Source organism: Xanthomonas sp. CFBP 7698 (genome assembly GCF_003600855.1).
GTDB classification, from domain to species: Bacteria; Pseudomonadota; Gammaproteobacteria; order Xanthomonadales; family Xanthomonadaceae; genus Xanthomonas; species Xanthomonas cannabis.
Map to the genome: position 1 here is coordinate 181346 of NZ_PRDN01000003.1, position 26482 is coordinate 207827.

At 67.7% G+C, this 26482-nt stretch carries 15 protein-coding genes; 4 read left to right on the plus strand and 11 right to left on the minus strand.

Annotated features, from left to right (window positions below; genetic code table 11):
* Nucleotides 1–33 precede the first annotated feature (33 nt).
* Complete coding sequence (locus XnspCFBP7698_RS14580) at nucleotides 34–1443, minus strand: FAD/NAD(P)-binding protein (protein ID WP_147423597.1); 1410 nt, start codon at nucleotides 1441–1443, stop codon at nucleotides 34–36.
* 373 nt (nucleotides 1444–1816) lie between these two features.
* Here XnspCFBP7698_RS14580 and XnspCFBP7698_RS14585 point away from each other — a divergent pair, with 373 nt between their 5' ends.
* Nucleotides 1817–2575 (plus strand): SDR family NAD(P)-dependent oxidoreductase, encoded by a 759-nt coding sequence (locus XnspCFBP7698_RS14585; protein WP_123137529.1) that lies wholly within the window; start codon nucleotides 1817–1819, stop codon nucleotides 2573–2575.
* A gap of 113 nt (nucleotides 2576–2688) precedes the next feature.
* Here XnspCFBP7698_RS14585 and XnspCFBP7698_RS14590 read toward each other — a convergent pair whose 3' ends face one another.
* From XnspCFBP7698_RS14590 to glgA, 8 genes are all read right to left on the minus strand, one after another.
* On the minus strand, nucleotides 2689–3318 hold the full coding sequence (locus XnspCFBP7698_RS14590) for an NAD(P)H-binding protein (protein WP_123137530.1): 630 nt from the start codon (nucleotides 3316–3318) through the stop codon (nucleotides 2689–2691).
* On the minus strand, nucleotides 3318–5480 hold the full coding sequence (gene glgX / locus XnspCFBP7698_RS14595; protein ID WP_104579327.1) for a glycogen debranching protein GlgX: 2163 nt from the start codon (nucleotides 5478–5480) through the stop codon (nucleotides 3318–3320). The genes XnspCFBP7698_RS14590 and glgX overlap by 1 nt, the downstream gene beginning before the upstream one ends.
* 109 nt (nucleotides 5481–5589) lie before the next feature.
* Nucleotides 5590–5775, minus strand: coding sequence for a DUF2934 domain-containing protein (locus XnspCFBP7698_RS14600; RefSeq protein ID WP_047695471.1), 186 nt, complete (start codon nucleotides 5773–5775; stop codon nucleotides 5590–5592).
* A complete protein-coding gene (treY, locus tag XnspCFBP7698_RS14605; protein ID WP_123137531.1) occupies nucleotides 5772–8405 on the minus strand; it encodes a malto-oligosyltrehalose synthase in 2634 nt (877 codons plus the stop codon). Before treY ends, XnspCFBP7698_RS14600 begins: the two co-directional genes overlap by 4 nt.
* Nucleotides 8402–10336, minus strand: a complete 1935-nt coding sequence (locus XnspCFBP7698_RS14610; RefSeq protein WP_123137532.1) for a 4-alpha-glucanotransferase — start codon at nucleotides 10334–10336, stop codon at nucleotides 8402–8404. Before XnspCFBP7698_RS14610 ends, treY begins: the two co-directional genes overlap by 4 nt.
* Nucleotides 10333–12090 (minus strand): malto-oligosyltrehalose trehalohydrolase, encoded by a 1758-nt coding sequence (gene treZ, locus XnspCFBP7698_RS14615; RefSeq protein ID WP_104579330.1) that lies wholly within the window; start codon nucleotides 12088–12090, stop codon nucleotides 10333–10335. The genes XnspCFBP7698_RS14610 and treZ overlap by 4 nt, the downstream gene beginning before the upstream one ends.
* A gap of 2 nt (nucleotides 12091–12092) precedes the next feature.
* Nucleotides 12093–14324 carry a 1,4-alpha-glucan branching enzyme gene (locus XnspCFBP7698_RS14620; protein ID WP_104579331.1) on the minus strand — a complete coding sequence of 744 codons (2232 nt, stop codon included), beginning with the start codon at nucleotides 14322–14324 and terminating at the stop codon, nucleotides 12093–12095.
* Nucleotides 14321–15904 (minus strand): glycogen synthase GlgA, encoded by a 1584-nt coding sequence (gene glgA / locus XnspCFBP7698_RS14625; protein WP_047695476.1) that lies wholly within the window; start codon nucleotides 15902–15904, stop codon nucleotides 14321–14323. The genes XnspCFBP7698_RS14620 and glgA overlap by 4 nt, the downstream gene beginning before the upstream one ends.
* A gap of 497 nt (nucleotides 15905–16401) precedes the next feature.
* Here glgA and XnspCFBP7698_RS14630 point away from each other — a divergent pair, with 497 nt between their 5' ends.
* Nucleotides 16402–18030, plus strand: a complete 1629-nt coding sequence (locus XnspCFBP7698_RS14630; RefSeq protein WP_104579332.1) for a GGDEF domain-containing protein — start codon at nucleotides 16402–16404, stop codon at nucleotides 18028–18030.
* 146 nt (nucleotides 18031–18176) lie between these two features.
* On the opposite strand, the gene XnspCFBP7698_RS14635 is transcribed toward XnspCFBP7698_RS14630, so the two are convergent.
* Nucleotides 18177–19118, minus strand: coding sequence for a DUF808 domain-containing protein (locus XnspCFBP7698_RS14635; RefSeq protein ID WP_104579333.1), 942 nt, complete (start codon nucleotides 19116–19118; stop codon nucleotides 18177–18179).
* Between the two features lie 253 nt (nucleotides 19119–19371).
* On the opposite strand from XnspCFBP7698_RS14635, the gene XnspCFBP7698_RS14640 reads away from it, so the two are divergent.
* Entirely contained in the window at nucleotides 19372–21096 is a 1725-nt protein-coding gene (locus XnspCFBP7698_RS14640; RefSeq protein ID WP_039406028.1) for an AarF/UbiB family protein, read from the plus strand.
* A 372-nt stretch (nucleotides 21097–21468) separates the two neighbouring features.
* Nucleotides 21469–23577 carry a phosphoglycerol transferase I gene (locus XnspCFBP7698_RS14645; RefSeq protein WP_104579334.1) on the plus strand — a complete coding sequence of 703 codons (2109 nt, stop codon included), beginning with the start codon at nucleotides 21469–21471 and terminating at the stop codon, nucleotides 23575–23577.
* A 123-nt stretch (nucleotides 23578–23700) separates the two neighbouring features.
* Here XnspCFBP7698_RS14645 and XnspCFBP7698_RS14650 read toward each other — a convergent pair whose 3' ends face one another.
* Nucleotides 23701–26208, minus strand: a complete 2508-nt coding sequence (locus XnspCFBP7698_RS14650; RefSeq protein ID WP_104579335.1) for a DUF3772 domain-containing protein — start codon at nucleotides 26206–26208, stop codon at nucleotides 23701–23703.
* Nucleotides 26209–26482 lie beyond the last annotated feature (274 nt).

A 26482-nucleotide genomic window follows, 5' to 3' on the forward strand; every position in this document is an offset into this window, starting at 1 on the left:
TGCTGAGCCAAGGAAAGAAGGCCCGGCACGCCCCTACAACCGCGCATTGACCTCGCGCGGCACCTGTTCCGGTTCCGGCTGTAACGCCGGTGTTGCCCCCAGCAACAAGCGCTCGGCGAGCGCGCGCGTGGCCACACGCAATTCGGGGACGGCGGTGATTTCCCAGTAACGCCCACGCAGCAGCGGACCCACGCAATACAGCCCCGGCACGATCTGCCCGGCGCCATCGCGCGCGCGCAGCTGCGCATCGGTGTCCACCCCAAGACCCAACGGATCGGCACGTAACAGACCGGCTTCGCGCATGCCGGCGATCAACGGGTCGCTGGTGCGGTCGATATCGGTATCCAGACCCGTGGCGCGAATCACCGCGTCGTAATGGCCCGTCTGTGCATCGGCAGCGCCGCGCGGGCGGATCACCGCTTCCACCCCGTCCGGCACCCAACGTGCGCGCAGCAGCCGCGCTGCCACTACCTGCAGCTGTCCGGATGCCTGCAGCTGCGCCAACTGTTCGGCCGCACCCGGTGCCACCCGATGCCGCGCCACTTCCCAATACGGGCGCAGATGCCGCAGAAAGCGCGCACGCTGGGCAAGGTCCAGCCGCTGCCACAGCGGTTGCAGATGCGGGCGCAAGGCATCCACCACGCGACGCCAGTCGTCGACCACCGCACTCAGCTGGCGCACCCCGCGCAGCAGGCCACGCAGGTCGGCATCCTTGAGCGCACGTTGCAGATGCGGCGGCAACTCCAGCGCTGCGCCGGGCTGGCGCAGATGCGCCTGCGGTGCCAGCCCACGCCGCGAAATCGCCAGCATGCGCCCGCGGTGTCCGCGCGTATGCAGGGTCAGGGCCACATCCACCATGGTCAGCCCGGTACCCACGATCAGCACGTCGTCGTCGGGCGCCAGCCGCGACAACGCATCGCCCTGCCACGGCCAGCCGATGTAGCGCGGGTGCACGCTCAGGCGCGGGCCGATGCCCGCCAGCGCCTGCGGCTGCAACGCGCCCACCGCCAGCACCACGCGGTCGCTCTGGAACGCATCGCCATTGGCAAGGAAGACGCGAAAGCCCTTGCGCACGCGCTCCACCGCCACCGCCTCCTGCGACAGCCGCATGACCGAGGCCTGCGCGCCGCTCACCGCCGCATCCAGCTCGCTGCGCAGGTAGTCGCCGTAGGCAAGACGCGGCAGGAACTCCAGCCGCCCGCTCTCGCCCAGATGCAAGGTGTCGGCAAAGGCGCCGGGCGCCTGTGCATCGATGCCCAGATCCTTGGCGCGCACGTTGAGCAGGTGCTCCGGCCGCGCCGCGCCATAGGCAATGCCGCTGCCGAAGGTCTCGGCCACGCCCACCAGGGTGATGCGTACCTGCGCATCGGCCGTCTGCGCCAGTGCACGGACCAGCGCGGTGCCGCAGAAGCCGGCCCCGATGACGGTGATATGGGTTTCCATGTGCAACTCCCACTGAATGACCCGCACGTTGTGCCCGCAGCGCGGCGCCAGTGTGTAAACGTTTGGTTAGCGGCGGGCGGCCGAAACGGCATGAGCACATCGCCAGCGGTGATGAGGCTTGTGGTGCAGGCAACGGCTATCGCACATGGCAGCGATATGACAGCGGCCGCCACTGCACGCGGTGGTGTCGGCAGCGGCTGCATGCGGCTGTTTGCTGCGGCGCTGCGCAACGGCAGCCGCGTCTGTCGTAGCGAACTTGCTGGTGCAGTTCAAGGACGGATGGGCGTCGTTGGGCGTGGCTGGCTGACCGTGCATGAGGCGACCGTGTCGCCCGGCTGTCTGATAATGCAGCTTTCCGATCCGAGCGCTCGTCATGTCCACTCCCGCTGTTCGCCCGCAACGTGTGCTGATCGCTGGCGGCAGCCGTGGCATCGGCCTGGCGATCGCCGAGGCGTTCGTGCGTCACGGCGCGCAGGTCTCGATCTGCGCACGCAATGCCGCCGGCCTTGCACAGGCTGCGAGCGCACTGGCGGCGCATGGCGCGCCGGTGCACACACTGCCCTGCGACCTGGCCGACGCCACCCAGATCGATGCCTATGTGCATGCCGCCGCGCAGGCGCTGGGCGGCCTGGACGTGGTGATCAACAACGCCTCCGGCTACGGGCATGGCAACGACGATGCGAGTTGGCAGGCCGGACTGGATGTCGACCTGATGGCCGCGGTGCGCTGCAATCGCGCCGCGTTGCCGTATTTGCGCAGCAGCGATGCAGCAGTGATCCTCAACATCAGCTCGATCAACGCACAACGCCCTACCCCACGTGCCATCGCCTATTCCACCGCCAAGGCCGCGCTCAATTACTACACCACCACGCTGGCCGCAGAGCTGGCGCGCGAGCGCATCCGCGTCAACGCCATCGCACCGGGCTCGATCGAATTTCCGGATGGCCTATGGGACAAGCGCAGTCGCGAGGAACCGGAGCTCTATGCGCGCATCCGCGACAGCATCCCGTTCGGTGGATTCGGGCAGGTACAGCACATTGCCGACGCCGCACTGTTCCTTGCCTCGCCGCAGGCGCGCTGGATCACCGGCCAAGTGCTGGCAGTGGATGGCGGGCAGTCGTTGGGGGTGTGAGCGGGTAGCGCGATAGGTCTGTAGGAGCGCGCTTGCGCGCGATGAAGCGTTCCCGATGACGCCCCATCGCGCGCAAGCGCGCTCCTGCACAAGTCAGGCAATCAACGCAGCTGCTACACCAACTCCGCCGCCTCAACACGATGCTCGCCGCGTGCTGGCGATAACGCGGCAGCTACCATCGCGGCAGCAATCCGCTCGGCCGGGTTGATGCGGAAGCGGCGTGGCAGGAGCGGGCCGAGTGCACCCAGCACGAGGCCGCCAAGGTGTTCGCCGGTGCGGCGTTCTTCGCGCTCGCCGCCGATCAGTCCCGGGCGGACGAAGGTCAGCGACGGGAAGCCAATCGTCCGCAGATCGCGTTCCAGTTCGCCCTTGACGCGGTTGTAGAAGATGCGCGAGTGCGCATCCGCACCGGCCGCCGAATTCAGCACGAACACCGAGGTGCCCTGCGCGCACGCCGCGCGTGCCAGCGCCATCGGGTAATCGTGATCGATGCGGTAGAACGCCTCGCGCGAGCCGGCCTGTTTCATGGTGCTGCCCAGCGCGCAGATCGCCGCTTCCATGCGCGGGGCGGTCCAGTGCTCCAGGCGTTCGAAGTCGATCACCTGGTTGCGCAGCTTGGGATGGATCTGCGTCAGCGGCCGCCGCGTCAGCGCCACCACGCCAGTGCAGCGCGTATCGGCGAGCAATTGCTGCAGGACCTGCTTGCCGACCAGGCCGGTTGCCCCCGCCAATAACACATCCATCAGCGTGCACCCTCGGAAACGATGCGTGCACTGCTGACCACGCGATCGCGCTCCACCGCCAGCAGGGTGAGCGAATGGGCGGGCGCCTTCCATTCGCTGCCACCCGCGACCACGCGGCCGCCGTGACGCGCGGTGTCGACCAGCACGCGCCAGTGTTCGTCGTGCATGGCCGGCAGGGTGAACGACACGCTGGTGGAGGCGGCATTGATCAGCATCAGCAAGGTGACGTTGGCGGCGATCTCGCGCAGGCCGGTGGTCGGCGAGCGGCCGTCCAGGCGCAGCATCAGGGCGCGTGCCTCGGGATCGTGCCAGGCGGCTTCGTCCATCTCGGTACCGTTGGGCGCCAGCCAGGTGAGATCCTTCAGACCCAGCGCTTCGTCGAATTTGCCGTCGAAAAAGCGTGCGCGATGCAGCAGCGGGTAACGCTGACGGATGCGGATCAGGCGGCGCACGAAGGCGGCCTGATCGGCCGCTGCGGCCTTGGTGGCGGCGGTCCAGTCGATCCAGGTCAACTCGTTGTCCTGGCAATACGCATTGTTGTTGCCGTTCTGGCTGTGCCCGAACTCATCGCCGGCCAGCAGCATCGGCGTGCCTTGCGACAGCAGCAAGGTGGCCAGCAGGTTGCGCATCTGCTGCCGGCGCAGCTGCTTGATCGCCGGGTCGTTGGTGTCGCCTTCCACGCCGTAGTTGGCGGAGATGTTGTGGTCGCTGCCGTCACGGCCGTCCTCGCCGTTGGCCATGTTGTGCTTGCCTTCGTAGCTCACCAGATCCCGCAGGGTGAAGCCGTCGTGCGCGGTGACGAAGTTGACCGAGGCGGTCGGGCGGCGGCCGCTGTGGTTGAACAGGTCTGCAGAGCCGGTGAGGCGCGTGGCCAGCTCGGCCAGCTGGCCGCCGTCGCCGCGCCAGAACGCACGCACGTTGTCGCGGAATTTGTCGTTCCATTCCACCCAGCCGGGCGGAAAATTGCCAACCTGATACCCGCCCGGGCCGATATCCCACGGCTCGGCGATCAACTTGGTCTGGCTCAGCACCGGGTCCTGGCGCACCGCGTCCAGGAAGCTGCCCGAAGGATCAAAGCCATAGCGTTCGCGGCCGAGGATGCTGGCCAGGTCGAAGCGGAAGCCGTCCACGTGCATTTCCTGCACCCAGTACCGCAGCGAATCCATCACCATGCGCAGCGCGCCGACATTGGTCAGGTCGAAGGTGTTACCGGTGCCAGTGTCGTTGATGTAGAAGCGGCGATCGTCGGCCAGGCGGTAATAGCTGGCGTTGTCGATGCCCTTGAACGAGAGCGTGGGCCCGAGCTCGTTGCCCTCGGCGGTGTGGTTGTAGACCACGTCCAGCAGCACCTCCAGTCCGGCGTGATGCAGGCGTGCCACCATCTGCTTGAACTCGGCCACGGTGCGCGTGGACATGTAACGCGCCTGCGGCGCGAAGAAGCCCAGCGTGTTGTAGCCCCAGTAGTTGCGCAGGCCTTTTTCCAGCAGGTATTGATCGTCGACGAAGGCGTGCACCGGCAGCAGTTCCACCGCGGTCACACCGAGTGAGCTGATGTGGTCGATGAGCTCGTCGGTCTTCAAGGCCGAAAAGGTACCGCGTTCGTCCAGCGGCACCGCGGGATGCAGCATGCTCAGGCCGCGCACGTGCGCTTCATAGATTACCGTGCGGTTCCAGGGCGTCTGCGGCGGGCGGTCCTGGCCCCAGGTGAACGCCGGGTCGATCACCGCGGATTTGGGCATGAATGCCGCGCTGTCACGGCGATCGAAGCTCAGGTCCTTGTCGCGGTGGCCGATGGTGTAACCGAACAGATGCGGCGCCCATTTGAGTTCGCCGACAATCTGCTTGGCGTAGGGGTCCAGCAGCAATTTGTTGTGGTTGAAGCGATGCCCCGCGTCGGGGGCATAAGGGCCGTGCACACGGTAGCCATACAACTGCCCGGGGCGGGCGTCGGGCAGGTAGCCGTGCCAGACCTCGTCGGTGTATTCGGGCAGTGCGATGCGCTCCTGCTCGCGGCCACGCTCGTCGAACAGGCACAGCTCCACGCGGGTGGCATTGCGCGAATACAGCGCGAAATTGACACCCAGGCCATCCCAGGTGGCGCCGAGCGGGTTGGGACGGCCTTCGCGGATGCGCGAGCGCTGGGTGAACTTGCGAGTGGCCATCGGTGACTCCTTAGAACGGTGAACTCAAGACGGTGTGCGATTGCGGGTACTGGCGGGTCCACCCGCACGGCGCGCCATACGGCGCCCGTGCAAGGTGCCCGGGACCACGTTACTGGCGTGCAGCGATGGGCGTGGCCGCAGACTCGGCGGCCTGCTCGGCGGCGCGTTCTTCGGCATCCACCAGCCGCTCGGCCATGGCCCAGTGGCGGTCCGCATGCCCATCGGGACGGCCTTCGGCCTCCCAGATCTCCTGTGCCAACTGGCGAAGCCGCGCCTGCCGTTCCATGTCGTTCATTGCGTACGTTTCTCTCGATGTCGATTACTGGGGGTCAACAACACTGCCACTGGCGAGCGTGCAAACAGCGTGGACAGTGCCACGCGGCCGCGTTGCGGCTGCAGCGTGCTGCCATCGAGCACATTACGGTATGTGCCCTCGGCCAATGCCAACGACGCCTGACCCCAGGTAGCCGGCGGCACCAGCAACGGCAGATCGCCCTCGTGTTGATCACCGGCGCCCAACCGGGTCACCGCGACCACCAGCGCCTGCCCACGGTACTGACGACGGAATGCCAGCACCTGCGCATCGCCACTGACCGCCACGTTCAACGGCTGATAGTCGCCCTTCGCAAACAGCGCCGGATGTTCGCCACGCAGCTGCAACAGCAGCGCGGTGAGCCGCGCCTTGACCGCGCCATCGCGCCAGCCGCGCAGCAGGCTGTTGAAGTCGCGCGCCTGCTCCAGCCACTGCTGGCGCTGGGAGTAATCGACCGGGCGGCGGTTGTCCGGGTCCACCAGCGACAGATCCCAGCCTTCGGTGCCCTGGTACAGATCGGGCACGCCAGGCACGGTCAGACGCAGCGTGGTTTGCACCAGCGCATTGCGCGCGCCGGCCGCGGCGATGTGGTTGCTGGCGCGCAACAAGGCGCGGCGCAGCGGCAACCCGGCGCGGCTGGTCAGCACCTGCTCCACGGTGGCCTGCACGGCCTGTTCGTAGGCGGCCGAACCGTCGGTCCAGCTGGTATGCAGCTTGGCTTCGCGCACCGCCTTGAGCAGCCACTGCGCCACGCGCTCGGCATACTCGGCCAGCGGCTCGGCCTGGTCGGCGCCCAACCCGATCGGCCATGCGGCCACCAGGGTCTGCCACAGCATCTGCTGGTCGCCGCCGGCCAGCGCGGGCGATTCCAGCGCTTCGGCCAGGGCATCGAACTGGGCGCTCTGCTCGACCCACCACCGCGGCTGTTCGGACAGCACCGCCAGCCGCATGCGCAGGTCTTCGCCGCGCTTGTGATCGTGCGTGGCGGTGGCCAACAGCGCGCGCGGGTAATGCTTGGCACGCTCGGCATTCTGCGCGTGGAACTCGGCGGCGTCGTTGGCGAAATGGGTCGGATGGCTGCCCACCTCGTTACGCGAGAGCAGCACGCCATGCCGGTAGAACGCGGTGTCTTCCACCGCCTTGGCATTGAGCGGCGCAGACAGCTGCTCCACGCGCCGGCGCAGGATGCGTCGCAGCGCGATCTGCGCACGGTCGGCACCGCTATCGTCGAGCAGCCAGCGCTCGATCGCATCCACGGCCGCCACGATCGATTCGGGCATGCCCTCGCGCGCCTGCGCAGCGGTGGCGTGCAGCCGCTCTGCCTCGCTGCCGACGATGCCCTTGGCACCGGCGTAGGTGCGGTACACCGGGAACCAGCGCAGCAGCACGCATAAACCGCGCGCCAGCATCTGCGGGCTGAACTCGCGCGTGGGCGGGTCCAGCCGCGCCAGGGCCGACAGCGCACCGACCGCGCGATTGAATTCTGTCTGCAGCGGGCCGCGCAGCATCTCGTCGCGTGCAGCGCGCTCTTCCTGCGCAAAATCGCCGCTGCGTCCGCTCACCCGCTGCCAGGCACGCGCCAGCGGCTTGAAGCCGGCTGCGTCGTGCAGCACGCCGCCGACCTGGTCCATGAAGTCGTAGCCGGTGGTGCCATCGCAGGGCCAGTCGGTCGGTAGGTGCTCGCCAGGGGCGAGGATCTTTTCCAGATACAGCCCCAGCGTGCCGGGCTTGAGCCCGCGCGTACGCCCGGCCGCATCCAGCCGGCTGCGCAGCTTGCGCACATACCCGGTGGGATCGGTGAGCCCGTCCACGTGATCGATGCGCAGACCATCCAGATGGCCTTCGGCCACCAGCCGCAGCGGCAACGCATGCACTGCGTCGAACACGGCCGGCAATTCCACCCGCAACGCCACCAGCGAGGTGATGTCGAAGAAGCGGCGGTAGTTGAGCATGTCGTTGCCCACGCGCCACCAGTTCAGGCGATACGGTTGGCGTTCGATCAACTTGTGCAGGCGGCCATCGCCGCGCTTGGCGCCATCGTTGTAGTCGCGCAGCCACTGCGCGCGTGCCGCTTTGTCCGGCACCTCCAGCGTCTGCGCCCGGATCGGATAGCGCTGGTCGTAATGCGCCAGCGCGGGGCTGCCATCGTCTTCGATCACCAGGGTGATCAGACCTTCGGCCAGCGCGGTGGCATACGGGCGGTCCAGCACCGCCAGCCACAACTTGCCGTCACGGCCCGGAGCGCGCCAGTCGATGTCGAACCAGTCGGCATGCTTGGCGCTGCGGCCGTTGCGCAACACATCCCACCACCAGGCGTTTTGCGCGTGGGTGGCCATGTGGTTGGGCACGATGTCGGCGATCAGGCCCATACCGTGGTCGCGCGCGGCCTGCGACAGGGCGACCAGTGCCGCTTCGCCGCCGAGCTCGGGGTTGACCACGGTCGGGTCGATGTTGTCGTAGCCATGCGTGGAGCCCGGCACCGCGGTGCCGATCGGCGACAGATACAGATGGCTGATGCCAAGGCCGGCGTAGTACGGCACCTGCGCGAGCGCGTCGTGCAAAGTGAAACCGGCATGCAGCTGCAGGCGGGCGGTGGCGCGAAGGTCGATCATGGGTGCGGTTCCGTAACGGCCGCGACGCGACGCGCCTCGGCAAAGCCCTGCAGCGCCGTGCTCAGGCGCGCATGCGGCAGAGGATCGGGCAGGCGTCGACGCCAGTTGGGATGGACCTCGACAGTGCCCGGCAGATTGGGTTGTTCTTCCAGCTCCAGCGCGTCTTCCACCGGCAGCAAGGCCAGGGGCGACACACTGGTGGCGGTGAAGCGGAGCGCGCCCAGCAGCGGGTCGCCCGCAGCGGCCAAGCCGGCGTGTTCGACCGCCGCATCCAGCCGCGCAACATCCTTGCTGCGGTCTTTGGTGTCGCCATCTGTCTGCGCAGGCGCGATCAACTCCAGCTTGCGCCGCCACGCGATGTCGCGGCCCGCACGCCAGCCGGTGAGCGTGGGCAGATCGTGCGTAGTGGTGGTGGCGATGGCATCGGGCCGCCACAACGCCGGCGCGACAAACGCGCCGTCTTCGTCGCGGGTGAACATCAATACATCGATACCCATGACGCCGCGGCGCGAGAGTTCCTCGCGGATGCCCGGCGGCACCACGCCCAGGTCTTCGCCGATGACAATCGCGCGATGCCGCCACGATTCCAGCGCGAGCAGATTGAGCAGATCGTGCAGCGGGTAGGCCAGATACGCACCTTCGTTGGAGCCGGCGCCATCGGGCACCACCCACAGCCGCATCAGGCCAAGAATATGATCGATGCGGATCCCGCCGCGGTCGCGCAGCACCGCACGCAACAGTGCGATGTAGGGCGCAAAGCCGCTGCGCCGCAGTGCGGTGGGCGAATACGCACCGATGCCCCAATGCTGGCCATCGGCATTGAAGGCATCCGGCGGCGCGCCCAGCACCAGGCCACGCAACACGGTGTCTGCAGCGGCCGCGGCTTCGGCGCCGTTGGGGTCGAAGCCCACGGCCAGATCGGCGATCAGGCCGATCTTCATGCCGCGCTCGTGCGCTTCGCGTTGCGCATCGGACCAACTGCGCGCGGCCAGCCACTGGGTGAACACATGCAGCTGCGGGTCGTTGTCGCCAAAGTCCTGCGCGGCGAAGCGTGCGAAGCCCTCCAGTGCCTGCCCGCCCGCGTTGCGGAACGCGAGCAGATCGGGGTGGTCCGGCGCCACCCGCGTATGCAGGTGGCGCAGCAGTTCCCACTTGGCCTGGGCCGAGGCCGGCCAGTCGATCAAGCCATTGGCGTGCAGCGTATCGAAACGCTGGCGCAAGCCGTCGACCTCGTCGATCGCCTGCAGCGCCAGTTCGCCTAGCACGCGTACCGGCGCGGCATGCAGCGGGTCGAAAAAGCGCCGGTCGCTGGGCGAATACGGGCTGTAGCCGCCGGTGACCGGGCGCGAGGCATGCACCGGACTCAGCGCCAGCGCATCGGCGCCAGCCAGTGCGGCATGCCGCAACCATTCCACGGTGCCGGCAGCATCGCCGATCCCGCCGTCATCGAGACTGCAGGCCGAGTAGACCTGCAACGCCATGCCCCAGGCACGCGGCGCGGGCTGGCCGCAGGCATCGGCCACGCTGAAGCAGCGTTGCGGGGCGACGGCCACCTGCTGGGTCAACCCGCCGATCTGCAGCGTCCAGTAACCGAAGCGCTGCGGTGCGCGCAGCTGCCCTTGTGCGTCGGCACGCGCGTCTTCGCTGGCACCCGCCTCATCGGTCCAGCGGCCGCTGGCGTTGGCGGGCACCCGCAACCCCAGCGGTTCGCCCATCTGCACGGTGATCAGCGGCACCACTTCGTCGGCCTGCGCCTTGCAGCGGCGCAGGCTGTCTTCGCGCTGACTGGCGGTGGCGGCAGGCAGGTCCAGCGCGGTGAGCACCGCCTGTACCGATGCCTCGGACACCTGCCGCGGCTGGTCGCTGGCATCCACCCAATCCACCATCACTCCGGCCGCGGCGGCCAGGGTGTGCAAGGGGTTCGTGCTCATGTGCGGTCCTCGTGCCAGGCGATGAAGCCGTCGACCGGCAACTGCTGCGCATCGGCATCGACATTCTCGGCATACGCCACGCGCCCGCGCAGTGGCGGCAACGGCACTGCGGCGGCACCGACGTTGAAGGCGATATGCCACAGCCCATCCGGCAACTCCCAGGTCGCGGTCAGCGCGCCCTCGGCCAGCACGCTGGCGCGCAGCGCGCGCGCTTCGGCCAGTCCCGGTACCAGCCACTGACGCCGCACGCCCAGCAACGCGGTGAACCACGCCGTCCAGCGCGCGCCATCGCCGTGCGCGGCATCTGCGATCGGCGATCGCGACGCTTCGAAGGTGGCATGGCTGTTGGGGTCGGGAATGGTGGCGCGCTGCGCCTCGTCGGCAAACGCGGCAAAGTGCGCAAACTCCTTGCGGCGGCCTTCGCGCACCGCATCGTCCAGCGGCGGGCCGAAGTCGGTGAAGAACAGGAACGGCTGCGTAGCGCCCCACGGCTCGCCCATGAAGAACAGCGGAATCATCGGCGTCAACGCGGTCAGCGCCAATGCGGCACGCAAGCGTTTGGGCGCCACCAGCACGCTCAGCCGTTCGCCGCGGGCACGGTTGCCGATCTGGTCGTGGTTCTGCGCAAACACCACAAATTTATGCGGCGGCAGCGCACCGCTGGGCTCGCCGCGCACATGCCCACGCGGGTCGGGCTCGCCCTGGTAGGCAAAGCCTTCGCCCAGCACACGCGCCAGATGCTCGGTCGGCTTGTCGGCGAATGCGGCGTAATAGCCTTCCTCTTCGTCGGTCAGCAGCACATGCAGGGCGTTGTGGAAGTCGTCGTCCCACTGCGCGGTGTAGCCGCGTTGCAGCTGCGAGGCCTGGTTGGCCTCGTTTTCCAGCACCAGGTGCACGTGACGCCCGGCCGGCAGGCTGGTCTCCACGGTCTCGCGCAAGGTGTCCAGGAACGCATTCGGGGTGATCGCATGCACCGCATCCAGGCGTAGCCCGTCGAAGCGGTATTCGTGCAGCCACATCAGTGCGTTGTCGAGGAAGTAGCGCTGCACCGGCGGCTTGCGGAAGTCGATCGCGGCGCCCCACGGGGTGGGCTTGTCTTCGTTGAAGAACGGGCCGGCATAACTGTGCAGGTAATTGCCATCCGGGCCAAAGTGGTTGTAGACCACATCCAGCAACACCATCAGGCCGTGTCCGTGCGCGGCATCGATCAGCGCCTTGAGCGCGTCCGGGGTGCCGTAGGCGTCGGCCGGCGCATACGGCAGCACGCCGTCGTAGCCCCAGTTATGCGCACCTGGAAACGCGCTCAATGGCATCAGCTCGATGGCGGTGATGCCCATCGCCGCAAGTTGCGGCAACTGCGCCTGCACTCCGGCATAACCACCGCAGGTACCCACGTGCAGTTCGTAGATCACTGCCTCGTCCCATGGCCGTCCCTGCCACTGGGTGTTCTGCCAGGCGTAGCCGTCGGTGGGCTGGACCGCGCTGGGGCCGTGCACGCCTTCGGGCTGCCAGCGCGAGGCCGGGTCCGGCACCGGCTCGCCGCCGTCCACGCTGTAGCGATACCGCGCATCCGCCGCGCAGGCGAACGTGGCGGTAAAAAAGCCGTCCGCTCCGGCCTGCAGCGCGTGGCGGGTGCCATCGTCGAAGACCACCTCCACGCGCGTGGCGTCCGGTGCCCAGAGCGCGAAGCGCACCTGTCCCTCACCCGCTGGCCATGCGCCCCAGGCCGGGGTGGTGTCGTTGCGCTGGTTCATCGTTATTTCTCCGCTTGCAGATAGAGCGTGGCCAGCGGCGGCAGGGTCAGGCGCAGGGATTGCGCATGCCCATGCATGCCCATCGGCTCGGTCGCCAGACGACCGCTGTTGCCGAGGTTGCTGCCGCCGTAATGGGCACTGTCGGTGTTGAGGATCTCGCGCCAGAGGCCGGCACGCGGCACCCCCACGCGATAGTCGTGAAGCGGCTGCGGGGTGAGGTTGCTCACTGCCAGCAGGGGCGGCGCACCGCCGTCGGGGTCGTGACGGATGAAGGCGAGCACGCTGTTGCGTGCGTCATCGGCCACGCTCCAGTCGAAGCCGTCGGTGCGGTGGGTGCCGCGGTACAGCGCAGGCACCCGGCGCAAGGTGGCGTTGAGGTCGCCCACCAGTCGCTGCACGCCGCGATGTGGCGCACCGTCGAGCAGATGCCAGTCCAGCGACTGATCGTGGTTCCAGTCCGCCCACTGGCCGAATTCGGCGCCCATGAACACCAGTTTGTCGCCGGGGTGCGCCCACATCAGCGCCAGGTAGGCGCGCAGGTTGGCGAAGCGGCGCCAGTCGTCGCCGGGCATCTGCCCGAGCAGGCCGCCGCTGCCATGCACCACTTCGTCGTGCGACAACGGCAGGACGAAGCGTTCGTCGAAGGCGTACACCAGGCCGAAGGTGAGCTGGCTGTGGTGCTGCGCACGGTCGGCCGGATCGCGCTGCATGTAGCTCAGCGTGTCGTGCATCCAGCCCATGTTCCACTTGTGGGTGAACCCCAGCCCGCCGTCGCTGGTCGGCGCGGTCACACCGGGCCAGGCGGTGGATTCTTCGGCGATGGTCAGCACGCCGGGATGGCGCGCGGCGATCTCGCGGTTGAGCTGGCGCAGGAACGTCACCGCCTCCAGGTTCTCGCGGCCGCCATGGGCGTTGGGCACCCATTCGCCTTCGGCACGGCCGTAGTCGCGATACAGCATCGAGGCCACCGCATCCACGCGCAGGCCGTCCAGATGGTAGTGGTCGACCCACTCCAGCGCGCTGCCCAGCAAATAGGCGGTCACTTCGGGCCGGCCGTAGTTGTAGATCAGCGTGTTCCAGTCGCGGTGCACGCCTTCGCGCGGGTCGGCATGCTCGTACAGCGCGGCGCCATCGAACTGCACCAGGCCGTGGGCGTCATCGGGAAAGTGCGCGCTGACCCAGTCCAGGATCACGCCGATGCCGGCGCGGTGGCAGGCATCGACGAACTGCGCAAAGCCGTCCGGGCTGCCGTGACGCGCAGTGGGTGCATACAGCCCCAGCGGCTGATAGCCCCAGGAGCCCCCGAACGGGTGTTCGGTGATCGGCAGCAGCTCGATATGGGTGAAGCCCAGCTCCTGCACGTACGGGATAAGCTGCGAGGCCAGGGTGGGCCAGTCCAGCGGCTGGTTGTGCCCATCGCGGCGCCACGACGCAGCGTGCACCTCGTAGATGGACAGCGGCGCCGGCAGCGCCTGCGCATGGCGCTTGCCCATCCAGTCGGCATCGGTCCACGCAAACGCGGCGGTACCCGGCACCACCGAGGCGGTGGCCGGCGGCAGCTCGCTCTGGCGCGCGACCGGATCGGCCTTGAGCAGGACACGGCCATCGGCAGCGGTAATCGCGTATTTGTAGCGGGCACCGGCTTCCACGCGCGGCAGGAACACTTCCCAGAAGCCGCCGATCCGCTGCCGCATGGGATGCCGCCGCGCGTCCCAGCCGTTGAAGTCGCCCACCACGGCCACGCGCTGTGCATGCGGCGCCCATACCGCAAAGCGCACTCCGGGCACATCGCCGCACTGCAGGTGCCGGGCGCCCAATGCGCCGCGCAGCGCCTGCCCGTCGCCGGCGGCGATCTGCAGCAGCATCGATTCGTCCAGGGTCGGGCCAAACGCGTACGGGTCTTCGATCTCCTGCACCGCCTCCGGCCAGACGATGCGCAGCCGGTACGGCCCCTCGACTGCCAGCTCGCCTTCGAACACGCCGTCGAACGCGCCCGGCTGCATGCGTGCGAGCAATTTGCCACGCGGATCGATCAGGCCCATCGCCTCGGCGCCCGGTGCCAGCACACGGACCCGGCGGCGGCCATCGGCCTGCACGTGCGGGCCCAGCACGGCAAACGCATCGGCCGGCGCGCCGTCGGCCAGGGCCTGCAAGGCGTGCATGACGTCAGACATCCCTTCCGTGGTCACACCGTCTTCCGTCTGTTGCCCCTGCACGCCCTGCCGTTCGCTCATGACACCGTCGCAAGCGCAGGCGCGGTTGCAGCGGTGTGTTCGTAGAGGGAGAGATATTTCTTGCCGGCCACATCCCAGCCGCTGGGCCGCAGCATCGCCGCGCGGCGCATCGCCGACAGCAGGCTGGGCAGGCGGAAGGTGCGGAACGCGCGCTCCAGGCAGCGGCGCAGGGCCTCCACGCTGGCGTGCTGGAACAGGAAGCCGGTCACGCCATCGTCCACGGTGTCGATCAGCCCGCCGGTGGCATGGGCGATCGGCAGGCAGCCGAAGCGCTGCGCGTACATCTGGCTCAGGCCGCACGGCTCGAAGCGCGACGGCATCAGCAGGAAGTCGGCACCGGCAAACATGCGCCGCGCCAAGCCTTCTTCAAAACCGATGAAGGCACCGACCTGGCCGGGATACCGGCGGGTCAGCTCGGCCACCTGGTGTTCGATCTCCGGCTCGCCACCACCGATCACCGCGATCTGGCCGCCGGCCGCCACGATCTGCGGGGCCACCTCGCAGATCAGGTCCAGGCCCTTCTGGTGCACCAGCCGCGAGACCACCGCAAACAGCGGGCCGGTGCTCTCGCGCAGGCCAAACGCCTTGCGCACCTGGGCCGCATTGGCCTGGCGGCCCTGCCACTGGTTCACGCTGAAATGCGAATCCAGGTGAGCGTCGGTCCGCGGGTCCCAGCTGGCGTCGATGCCGTTGACGATGCCGGTCAGTGCGCCCTTGGCAGCGCGGCCGGCCAGCAGCCGGTCCAGCCCGCAGCCCTGGGCCGGGCCGGTGATCTGCTTGGCGTAGCTGACGCTGACCGTATTGACGTGGTCGGCATTGACGATGCCCCCGCGCAGGAACGACATCTGCCCATAGAACTCCAGCTCAGCCACACGCTCGGCCGGGATGCCCAGCGCGGCAGCCATCGAATACGGCACCAGCCCCTGGTAGGCCAGGTTATGGATGGTCAGCAGGCAGGGCGTGGTGCCGCCGGACCAGCGCACATAACCGGCCGCCAGCGCACACGGCCAGTCGTTCAGATGCAGCAGGCGCGGCTTCCAGCCCAGGCCGGCATGGCCGGCAGCGATCTGCGCGGCGGCATGCGACAGGGTGGCGAAGCGGATGGCGTTGTCTTCGAACTCCGAGCCGCTGGTGCTCACATACGGCGAGCCATCGCGTTCGAACAGTTCCTTGGACAGCAGGATGTAGATGGGCAGCCCGTCGGACTGCACGATGCGGCCGATGTCGCAGGCCGGCAGCGCGGCATGCGCCAGCACGCGGCCGACGATCTCGACCTTGCCGGCGCGCTCGAGCACCGCGCGGTAACCGGGGATCAGCACGCGCACGTCGTAGCGGTGACGCAGCGCGCGCGGCAGCGCGGCCGCCACGTCGCCCAAGCCACCGGCCTTGATGAAGTCCGCCATCTCCGACACCACGAACAGCGCACCACGGGTATCGGCCAGGGACACCGGCAGACGCTCGTGATGACGGATGAAACGCCCGCGCGCATCACGCGGCCGCCCGCTCTTCTTCAGCGTGGGGAGCAACGTGCTGCGATCCAAGCGTGCAGTAGTGGCGTGAAGCGGCATCATGGCAACCATCTAAACGTCCGTCGTAAAGTGGGTGGAGACGGAAAACGGCGAAGCGAAAACCATCGTCTGCCGATCCGGCCAGACGACCTGCTGCGAATGAGGAGCGGGGCCGACGCGCGTACTCCACGTCGTCCTTGCTGACGAATCTACACCCCGTCCAAATAAAATATGCGTGAACATGTGCTGACTTTTCTGCGACAGCCCACATTCCGTTACGCACGGTTGCGCATGTCTGCCGGCATAAGCGATGCATTGCAGGGCGATGACATCCCCGCATCGGTGCATCTGCACTGCAACGCACCGAATGCGGGAGCGCATGGCCGCGTTCGCCGTCATCCGCGTAACCGGTTCATGCGCGCCAACCCATGCGCAGCCAAAGCCGTGATGCGCTCGCGATTCCTGACCGAACGGGTGATCAATCGAGCCGCGACGGGGCCTGAGCCCGCTCAAGCGACCCGCGCGCGGGCCGATAACCCGCCATAGCACGTCGACCTTCGAGACCTGGCATGGCTGACCAGCCTGAACTTCCAAGCCGCCCGCGTGGCGGGCTGCGCCGTCTGTTGCCGTGGGGCGGCACGGACAGCGCGCGCGCGGCCGCCGCGCTTCCCAGCGTGCGCGGCAGCACGCATGGCGGGCATGGGCTGGCAGCCCATCAGTTGGTGCCGGCCAAGGCCAAGTCGGGCTCGCCCGACCCGGCGGCCGCCACCGCCATGCTGATCCGGCTGTTCTCACATGCCGCGCATCCCGAGGCCCTGCTGCTGGCGTTTGCCGAAGGCATTGCCAGCCTGCACGGCGAGCTCGGCGACATGGGCGTGCGCCTGAGTGCGGCCTATGCGGCCGGCGACTGGCTGGGCTACGGCCGCACGCTGCGGCAGTTGATCGACAAGTACATCCGTACCATCGACATCGGCGATTCGCTGGCCGAAGGCCGCACCGAAGCCGAACAGCTGCGCGACCTGCTCCGGCACGCATTGGGCAATGCCCTGGCCACCCTGCTGCAACGCAGCCCGGAGCTGGCCGAGGAAGCGCAGACGCTGGCCTCGGCGCTACGCCATTGGCGCCCCGGACACGAGCTGATCACGCTGGAGCAGCGCCTGCGCGAGCTCAGCCACCAGATCGGCCTGCGCGCCGAGGATGCCAGCGAACAACAGAACCTGTTGCTCGGGTTATTCGACCTCTTGCTGGAGAACGTCGGCGAACTCCTGGACGATCGCAGCTGGTTGCAGGACCAGATCTCGGTGGTACGGCAGCTGCTGGCCGGCCCGCTGGACGGGGAGTCGATCGAGCAGGCGCGCGGCACCCTGCGCGAGGTGATCTACAAGCAGGGCCTGCTCAAGCAGGGCATAGCCGATTCCAAGACCGCCATGCGCGAGATGATGGTGTCCTTCGTCGACCGGCTCGACGGCATGGCCACCAGCACCGGCGAATATCACGACCGCGTTGCCGGCTATTCGCAGGCGATCGGCGACGCTCGCAGCATTCCGGACCTCAATCGCCTGTTGCAGGACGTGCTGCAGGACACCGCCGGCGTCCAGGCGCAGGCGCTGGCCGCACGCGACGAACTGCTGTCGGCACGCCGCCAGGTGGAAGACGCCGAACAACGCATCGCCTCGCTCGAACAGGAGCTCAATGCCGTCGCCGGGCTGGTGCGCGAGGACCAACTCACCGGGGCGCTCAACCGGCGCGGTTTCGAAGAACTGTTCCAGCGCGAGGCCGCCCGCACCCAACGTGGCGGGCAGCCGCTGTGCGTTGCGCTGCTGGACCTGGACGACTTCCGCCGGCTCAACGAGGCCCACGGCCACGCCGGCGGCGATGCCGCGCTACGCCACACCGTGGACGTGGCCAAGGCGGTGCTGCGCACGACCGACGCCATCGCCCGGTTCGGGGGCGAGGAATTTGTGCTGCTGTTACCGGACTCCACCATCTTCGAAGCCAGCGCGGCGGTCATCCGCCTGCAGCGCGCCCTGGCCCAACGCTCGCTGCTGCACGAGGACGTGCGGATCTTTGTCAGCTTCAGCGCCGGCGTGGCGCTGCGGCACACCGACGAAACCCAGGACGACCTGGTCCGCCGCGCCGACCGCGCCATGTACGACGCCAAGGCCGCGGGCAAGAACCGGGTGATCAGCGCCGACTGATGCTCAGCGCCCGGCGTGTGCATCGCTAGCGAGGCAGGCCGGGCGCGTTCAAGTGCGAATCCCCGGCGCGGTGACCAGGCCGGCCCGGGCAATACGGCATTGGTCAGGACGCCGCTGCGGCGCCCGACCGACGCCGGCGCCAGGCATCAATGGGCCGCCTTGGTCCCGCGCAGCTTCTGGAACCCGGTGACCGCCGCCAGCACCACCGCGCCGGCGACCACGCCGACCAGCATGTTGCCCAGCGCTTCGACCAGCCAGCCCAGGCCACCGGCCGACGTGGCCAGGTCCACGACCAGGTGATGCAGCACCGGGATGTTGTGCACCAGGATGCCGCCGCCGACCAGGAACATCGCCAGCGTGCCGGCCACCGACAGGAACTTCATCAGCCACGGTGCGGCCACCAGGATGCCGCGACCGAACGCCGCCAGTGCGGCGCCCTTGCCGGTCAGGTACAGGCCGAGGTCGTCCAGCTTCACGATCGCCGCCACCAGGCCGTACACACCGATGGTCATCGCCAGCGCGATCGCCACCAGCACCGCTACCTGCTGCCCGAACGACACGCCCGCCACCACCCCCAGCGACAGCACGATGATCTCGGCCGACAGGATGAAGTCGGTGCGGATCGCGCCCTTGACCTTGTCCTTTTCCAGCGCCACCACATCGACCTGCTCATCGGCCAGGGCGCGGGTGCGCTCGGCATGCCGCTGCGCTTCTTCCTCTTCGTCATGCAGGAACTTGTGCGCCAGCTTCTCCACGCCTTCGAAGCACAGATAGGCACCGCCGATCATCATCAGCGGCATCACCAGCGGAATGTTGTAGCCGCGCCCGCGCAGCCAGGCCTCCAGCGCGCTGATCGCCAGCGCCGCCGGCACCAGGATCACCTTGTTGACCAGCGAGCCCTTGGCCACCGCCCACACCACCGGCAGCTCGCGGTCGGCGGTGACTCCGGTCACCTGCTGCGCGTTGAGCGCCAGATCGTCGCCCAGCACGCCGGCGGTCTTCTTGGCCGCGACCTTGGTCAGGATGGAAACGTCGTCCAGCAACGTGGCGATGTCGTCGAGCAGGGTGAACAGGCTGGCACCGGCCATGCGGAGGTCCTTGGGGGTGGTCGTGCGTGGGTGGGCGTGAATTCTCGCCGATCCCGCCCGCGCGTGGGGTGATGGCAGACCATTGCGCGATCGTTGCGCGCCGTTGCGCGGCCGATGCCGGCATCGGTCTGCATCGCAGGCGCATCCTGCGGCTGCCGCCGGCAGCGCTCGCACCACGGCTGCGGGCGGGCCCGGATTCACCACCTGACGACCCGGCGCTGGCCACACTCGCCGCTTGCATGACGCACCGGAGATGGCCTTGAGTCCCAACGACCCGCACCGCACACCGGCCTCTGCCGCGACCCCGGCCGAACACGCCGTGGTGGGCGGCATGAGCCGGCGCACGCAGATCCTGCGTCTGTTGCTGCGCTATCGCGGGTCGGGTGTGTTTGCCGGCATGAACCTGGACCCGGGTGCCATCAACGAGTACGAAGTGCCTGCCGAAGGCACCCCGGACCAGTTCGTCTCGGACCTGGAATCGCTCGGCCCCACCTTCGTCAAACTGGGCCAGATGCTGTCCACGCGCCCGGACATCGTGCCACCGGAGTTCGCCACCGCGCTGGAACGCATGCAGGAGAACACCAGCTCGGTGCCGGTGGAGCGCATCCGCCAGATCATCGAGGAAGAACTCGGCGTGTCGGTCAACAAGGCCTTCTCGCACTTCGACCCGGTGCCGCTGGGCTGCGCGTCGCTGGCACAGGTGCACCGCGCCGCGTTGCGCGACGGCACGCCGGTGGCGGTCAAGGTGCAGAAGCCTGAAGTGGCCGCGCAGGTGCGCTCGGACCTGGACGTGCTCAAGAGCTTTGCCACCGCCGCCGACCGCCTGACCGGCATCGGCCGGCGCGTGCGCTTTGCCGACTGGCTGGGCGAATTCGGCAAGACCCTGCGCGCCGAGCTCAATTACGAGGACGAAGCCGAGACCCTGGTGCGCTTTGGCAAGCACCTGGAGCCGTTCCCGTTGTTGTGGGTGCCGCGGCCGATCTGGGACCTGAGCAGCCGCAAGGTGCTGACCATGCAGCTGGCCGAAGGCGTGCGCGTGGACAAGATCTCCGGCCTGCGCCGCACCGAGCAGCCGATGGACAACCTGGCCGCCGAGCTGGTGAAGGGATATCTGGACCAGATGTTCGTGCATGGCGAAATCCATGCCGACCCGCACCCGGGCAACCTGCGCGTGCTGCAGGACGGGCGCCTGGCCATCTTCGACCTGGGCATGGTGGCGCACGTGCCGCCACGCCTGCGCGAGCGCCTGCTCAAGCTGTTGTTTGCCGCCGTCGACGGGCGGGGCGAAGAAGTCGCCGAAGAGACCATTGCGCTGAGCACGCGCCTGGAGGACTACGACGAAGACCGTTACCAGCGCGAAACCGGGCAGATGATCGCGCGCTACGCTGCGCACGACACCACCTCCGAGGGCCGCGTGGTGCTGGATCTGGTGCGGATCGCCACCTCCACCGGCCTGCGTACGCCGCCGGAGCTGAGCCTGCTCGGCAAGACCTTGTTGAACCTGGAAGGCGTGTGCCGCGCGCTGTCGCCCACGCTGGACACCCGCCGCATCGTCGAGCGCCACCTGCAGCACGTGATGCGCGCGCGCCTGAAGAAATCCTTGTCGGCGGCCAACCTGGCCAGCGAGGCAATGGAATTGCAGCATCTGGTGCGCGAAGGGCCGCGCCGCATGTCCGAGATCCTGTCGCTGGCCGCGGAGAATCGGCTGCAGATGCGCGTGACCGGGCTGGAAGAATCGCATCTGATGGAAAGCCTGCAGAAGATCGCCAACCGCGTGGCGGCCGGCATCGTCACCGCCGCGCTGATCATGGCCTCGGCCCAGATGATGCGCATCGAGACCGGCTTCAAGCTGTGGGGCTATCCGGCCATTGCGATGGTGCTGTTCCTGCTCGGCGTGGTGCTGGGCCTTGGCATCGTGCTCAGTGCACTGCTGTTCGACCGCCGCGTGCGTGCACGCGAAGAGCGCGGGCACCGCTAGCGCCACACGCAAACTACACCCCCGCGTAGGAGCGCACCTGGGGGCGACAGGGTTTCACCCCGCTTCGCCTGCCAAGACCGCCGCGTAACGTGGGCCGGGCGATGTGGCGGCATGCATATGTCGCTTAGGCGCGGGAAGCACGCCGGGTGCGGAATACAGAGACTGCCACCTACCAGCGAGCGCGACGCCGACCACGGGATCGTCGGCGCGCGCGCTGTGCCGCGTTGCGGCAGACGCTTGGCTCCAGCAAACATTTCAGTCAGCTTCAGCGCGGCATAGTCCGTCATCCAGGTGTCACATTGCAGATGACACCGGACATGGCGAGCAAGGCGTCCGGTACGCGCTCGCATCATTCCCCCACGGACGCTGCGCATGCACTGGATGTTGTTGTTCTCGTTGTTGCTGTTGCTGTGGTTGTTGGTCGCCTCGCCGCGCCTGGCGTGGCTCAAGGCTGGCCTGCTATCGCTGTTTCTGCTGCTGCTCAGCGCCTGGGGACTGATCGACCGGCTCAGCGGCGACGGCATCAACGCCGCAACGCTCTATCACTTGCGTGCAGACATGGACGGCGCCGGCGTCAGCGATTTTTCCGGCTATATCGCCGTCTTCGTCGGCATGCTGCTGCTCTCGCTCAGCCCACTGCTGCTGGTCAGGGTGCGCCGCTTCCGGCGCCCCCGCGGTGGCGCGGCGGTATTCGGCGGATTCGTGGCGATGCTGCTGGTCAGCATCGCGGTCAGCCCGTTGTATCGCGACGGCAAGCGCCTGTACTACAAGTGGCGTCCGGTCGATTACGCCACCGTGGTGCCGGAATACCAGGTCCCGCAGCAACCGCTGCAAAAGCGCAAGAACATCGTCTGGATCTATGGCGAAAGTCTGGAGCGCACCTACTTCGACGAATCGGTGTTTCCGGGCCTGACGCCCAACCTGCGCGCGCTCGCCAGCGAGGCGGTGGATGTGCGCAACCTCACCTCCACCGAAGGCAGCGGCTGGACCATCGCCGGCATGGTGGCCTCGATGTGCGGGGTGCCACTCACCACCGCGCCCGGCGATGAAAACAGCATGGACCGCATGGGCCTGTTCCTGCCCGAAGCACGCTGCCTGGGCGACTATCTCAAGGACCAGGGCTACCGCAACCATTACGTGGGCGGTGCCGATGCCAGCTTCGCCGGCAAGGGCAGTTTTCTGTCCAGCCATGGCTTCGATGTAGTGCACGACGTTCACCATTTCCGCGACAAGGGCGTGGCGCCCCAGCACTTTTCGGCCTGGGGCGTGCACGACGACGTGCTGCTGGACGATGCCTGGGAAAGCTTTCAGACCCTGTCGCGCGCAGGCCAGCCATTCATGCTGACCACCCTGACCATGGACACCCATCACCCGGCCGGCCACCTGCCGCTGGCCTGCAAGGGCCAGCACTACGACAGCGCGCTGGGCGACATCGGCCTGCTGCACGCCATCAAATGCAGCGACCGCCTGATCGGCGAGCTGGTCGCGCGCATCCGTAACAGCCGCTATGCCAACAACACCATCATCGTGATCGCCTCCGATCACCTGGCCATGCCGAACGATCTCAGCGACGTACTTGCACACCAGAAGCGCGAGAACCTGCTGTTGTTCCTCGGCAAGGGCATCGCGCCGCAGCAGGTGGTCACGCGTGCGGGCAGCACGCTTGATTCGGGTGCCACGCTGCTGCAGTTGCTGGAACCGGGCATGCGCACGCTGGGGTTCGGCCGCTCGCTGCTCGCCAGCGATGCGCCGCCCAGCGCCAGCGTGGCCGCCAGTCGCGACAGCGGCAAGGAGTATCCCCGTTATCTTGCCTACGCCCGCACGCTCTGGACGGGGCGCAGCACGCGCATGCTGCGCGTCAACGGCAATGGCGATGTGGTGGTGGGCGTGCAGCAGGTGCGCCCGCCGGTGCTGCTGGAATACGACCAGGACACCGAGCTGAAAACGGTGTATCTGGAAAATACCTCGCGCCAGTTCGACCGCAGCCACTCCGATGGCACGCTGGCCTACGTGGACCGCTGCACTGCGTTCGAAGACGGCTCGGCCGACGGCGACTGGTGCGCGCTGGTGGTCGATCGCCAGCAGAACATGAAGTTGTACCGCGACCCTGACCTGACCCGCGGCATTGCCGTCGATGCGCCGCTGGAGGCAACGCAGCAAGGCCCGCGCCCCCGTGTGCGTCAGCCCATCATGCTCACCCAGGCCGCACGCAAGACCGATGCCGGCAGCTACATGCTGGAGCTCTATGCCAAGCGTCGCCCTACCCGCGCGTTCTGGGTCGAAGCGGTGTCGTCCGAACGCAAGGTGGTGCTGGCCCAGCAGTGGGTGGTACCCGACGCCGCCGGGCGCATCCGCATGCCGGTCGGTCTGGAACATGCGGTGGAAGACCTGGAAATTCGCGCCTGGCTGGACTACACCGAAGACGTCAGCGTGGACGATCTGGCCTTGGTCAAGGACAGCCCGGTGGCGGACCGCTCCTGAGGCGAGCCGCCGCACGTCTTCGACTTGAGCGTGGATTCAGCAGCGGCGAAGGCCAGGTATGGCCGCCTCGGCACAGCGTTGCAGCAACGAGTGACTGCAACGTGGCCACGCGGGGCGCACGGCTCAGTCTTCCGAGACAGGCGTGCCATCCCCTGCATCACGCGCCGCCGCTGCACCTGCGCGACTGAAGCGGATTTCCTGCGGCGACTGCAGTGCGATACCCACCGCCTCCATCCGCTGCAACAGGGCGAAGAACAACTCGCTGCGCACCCCATACGAGTCGCGCGGACTACTGACGTAGGCGAACGAATTGAAGTTGACGTGACCGCCCGCCAGCGAATCGATGAACACCGATGGCGCCGGCTCGGCCAGCACCTTGGCATGCTCGCCGAACAGCGCCAGCAACATGTCGCGCACCTTCGCCACGTCGGTTTCCAACGGCACCGAGAACTGCAGCTGCACCCGTCCCATCGGGTTGGACAACGTCATGTTGCGCACACTCTTGGTGATCAGCTCCGAGTTGGGCACGATCAACGTGGAGCGGTCGCCCACCTGGATCTCGGTCGCACGCACGCTGATCCGTCGCACGTCGCCTTCCTGATCGCCGATGCGCACCCAGTCGCCGATCTTGACCGGCCGCTCGGCGAGCAGGATCAGGCCCGACACGAAGTTCTGCGTGATCGCCTGCAGACCGAAACCGATACCCACCGACAACGCGCTCAACACCAGCGCCAGCCGCTTCAGATCCAGGCCCAACGCGGTCAGGCCCCACACCACGACCACCAGCCAACCCAGATAGCGCGCCACGGTGCTGATCGAATTGCGTGCACCGGCATCCAGTTCGGTCTTGGGCAGGTAGGTGTTGAGCAACCACTGTTGCACCACATGCACCACGCCCAGCCCCAGCACGAACACCAGCAGCGCGCGCACCACTGCCGCCGGCGTGATGGTGAGTTCCTTGCCGATCTGGATACCATGCGACACGTTCTCGGCCCAGCCGGTCACGGCAGAGAGATTGGCACCGTACGGCGTCACCAGTGCGGCGATGCCCAGCAGGATCAGCACTACGCGCACCAGGGCCGACAGCAGCAGGCCCAGTTGCACCAGCCGCCCGCTGCCGACGCCGGAGGCATGCGACAGCGCACGATTGAAGCGCCCGTCCGGCTTGAAGACCCAGCTCAACAGGTCGTCGGCAAAGACCACCAGCAACCCCAGCAAGCTGCAGATCAAGGTGATCCAGATGATCTGTCGCGCGATGAACAAGCCGAGGTTGAGATAGCCGAACAGCGCTGACAGCAGGGCCACGATGACCGCCACATGCCCGAGGAGACGGATCAGCACGATGACCCCGCCCCCCCGCGAGACCACCGGTGGTGGCTCGGTGCTGTCGGCACTGGCCGCCCCGGCGCTGGCCGCACGCGCGCGCAGCGACAGGCTCAGCCCGGCCAGCGCAGACAGGATCAGCCCGGCGTACACCAATGCCGCCACCGCGTCGGTGGCGGTGGTGGCCGCGCTGCTGGTTTGCACCACCTCGTTGAGCTTGATCGCCATGCCGCTGAACCAGATCACCGCAGCGGTGGCCAGGCAATGCACGCGCAGGCGATCGACGGTGGCGTCATCCAGCGGGAACAGCCGCCAGGTCGGCTGATGTTTCATCAACAAGCTGGCGCTGAGCGAACCCACGAAGGCCGCAACGAAGCTGATGATGACGAATGCACCGAGCAGCTCGTCCAGGTCGGCCGGCACCTGGGCCATCGCACGCACGGTTTCGGCCAGCACCCATGCCGCCGTGCCCAGGCTCAGAATGCCGACCAACAGAAACCACAACGCCAGCCCGGAGCGCCGCAAGCGACCGCCGGGCGCGCGCGAGGCTGCATAGCGCCGCCCCAGGTGTCGCAGAAACATCCGCAGCGGAAACGCCAGCAGCAGTGCAATCAGTCCACCGGTCACCAGGCCGCCGACGCCGTTGGCGGCGATCCCGGTACGCAGCAGCTGGGCGGCCTCGTCGTAGAGGCGCTGCAGGCGTGTGCGGTCGTCCGGCCAGTGTTGCGCAATGTCGTTCCAGAGCGCCGGCGACAAGGGCGAGGCAACGCGGGTCGTCATCTGCACGCTGAACAGTTGAGCGCGCTTCTGCTCGAGGCGATCAGCGAGGTCGCGGGCTTTGGACTCCAGCAGATTGGCCCGCTTGAATTCCGCATCCAGCGCGCTCTGTTGTTTCTTCAATGATGCGCGCTGTTTCGTGAGATCGGTTGCCTCGCCGTTCTGCGCCTCACCCAGCCCCGCAAGCTGAGAGCTCACCTGTTTGAGCGGCGGATCCAGCTGACGTGCCAGATCCTGTACCTGCCGTTGCGCCGCCGTCACCTGGTCGATCAGCGTGCGCAGCTGTTCGTCGTCTGCCTTTTCCAATCCGACATCCGCTTGATCCAGCACCTTCTGCGTGCCGTCCAACTGTTTCTGTGCCGTCTCCAGCAGGGCGTCTTCGTCCTGCGCGAGCACCGCGCCGGCGCAGAACAGCCACATCACACAGCACACCAACACATGCCGCAACACGCGCGAACGGGCACTCAGGGCGGATCGAAGCTCGGACACAGGCAGGTATCGGACAGGCGCAGCACCGCGCGGTGCGGGCATCTTAAGCCACCACCCCGGTGGCGCCGAGCGTCACCGCGGGGACGATTCATGCAACGCACCGCCCGGCTGCCGACTACATAACGACCCAGACGCGAGTGCTTCAACACAGGGCTGCTTGCTGCTTCGCAACAGTGGCTCACCTGCCAGCGGGTCGTGCGCGTGCACCAGGCCATCCCTCCGAATCTCATGCGCTGCACCAGCCGGCCTCAGCCGCAAGCCAGAGCCAACCCGTGCATGAACATGCGGCGGTTTGTCACCTTGCGGCAACACCGCG

Coding starts and splice junctions, on each gene's coding strand:
- XnspCFBP7698_RS14610 (WP_123137532.1), bottom strand. CDS start 10,336: ATGAGCACGAACCCCTTGCACACCCTGGCCGCCGCGGCCGGAGTGATG.
- glgA (WP_047695476.1), bottom strand. CDS start 15,904: ATGGTTGCCATGATGCCGCTTCACGCCACTACTGCACGCTTGGATCGC.
- XnspCFBP7698_RS14650 (WP_104579335.1), bottom strand. CDS start 26,208: ATGCCCGCACCGCGCGGTGCTGCGCCTGTCCGATACCTGCCTGTGTCC.
- XnspCFBP7698_RS14635 (WP_104579333.1), bottom strand. CDS start 19,118: ATGGCCGGTGCCAGCCTGTTCACCCTGCTCGACGACATCGCCACGTTG.
- glgX (WP_104579327.1), bottom strand. CDS start 5,480: ATGGCCACTCGCAAGTTCACCCAGCGCTCGCGCATCCGCGAAGGCCGT.
- XnspCFBP7698_RS14590 (WP_123137530.1), bottom strand. CDS start 3,318: ATGGATGTGTTATTGGCGGGGGCAACCGGCCTGGTCGGCAAGCAGGTC.
- XnspCFBP7698_RS14640 (WP_039406028.1), top strand. CDS start 19,372: ATGGCCTTGAGTCCCAACGACCCGCACCGCACACCGGCCTCTGCCGCG.
- treY (WP_123137531.1), bottom strand. CDS start 8,405: ATGATCGACCTTCGCGCCACCGCCCGCCTGCAGCTGCATGCCGGTTTC.
- XnspCFBP7698_RS14585 (WP_123137529.1), top strand. CDS start 1,817: ATGTCCACTCCCGCTGTTCGCCCGCAACGTGTGCTGATCGCTGGCGGC.
- XnspCFBP7698_RS14620 (WP_104579331.1), bottom strand. CDS start 14,324: ATGAGCGAACGGCAGGGCGTGCAGGGGCAACAGACGGAAGACGGTGTG.
- XnspCFBP7698_RS14645 (WP_104579334.1), top strand. CDS start 21,469: ATGCACTGGATGTTGTTGTTCTCGTTGTTGCTGTTGCTGTGGTTGTTG.
- XnspCFBP7698_RS14580 (WP_147423597.1), bottom strand. CDS start 1,443: ATGGAAACCCATATCACCGTCATCGGGGCCGGCTTCTGCGGCACCGCG.
- XnspCFBP7698_RS14600 (WP_047695471.1), bottom strand. CDS start 5,775: ATGAACGACATGGAACGGCAGGCGCGGCTTCGCCAGTTGGCACAGGAG.
- treZ (WP_104579330.1), bottom strand. CDS start 12,090: ATGAACCAGCGCAACGACACCACCCCGGCCTGGGGCGCATGGCCAGCG.
- XnspCFBP7698_RS14630 (WP_104579332.1), top strand. CDS start 16,402: ATGGCTGACCAGCCTGAACTTCCAAGCCGCCCGCGTGGCGGGCTGCGC.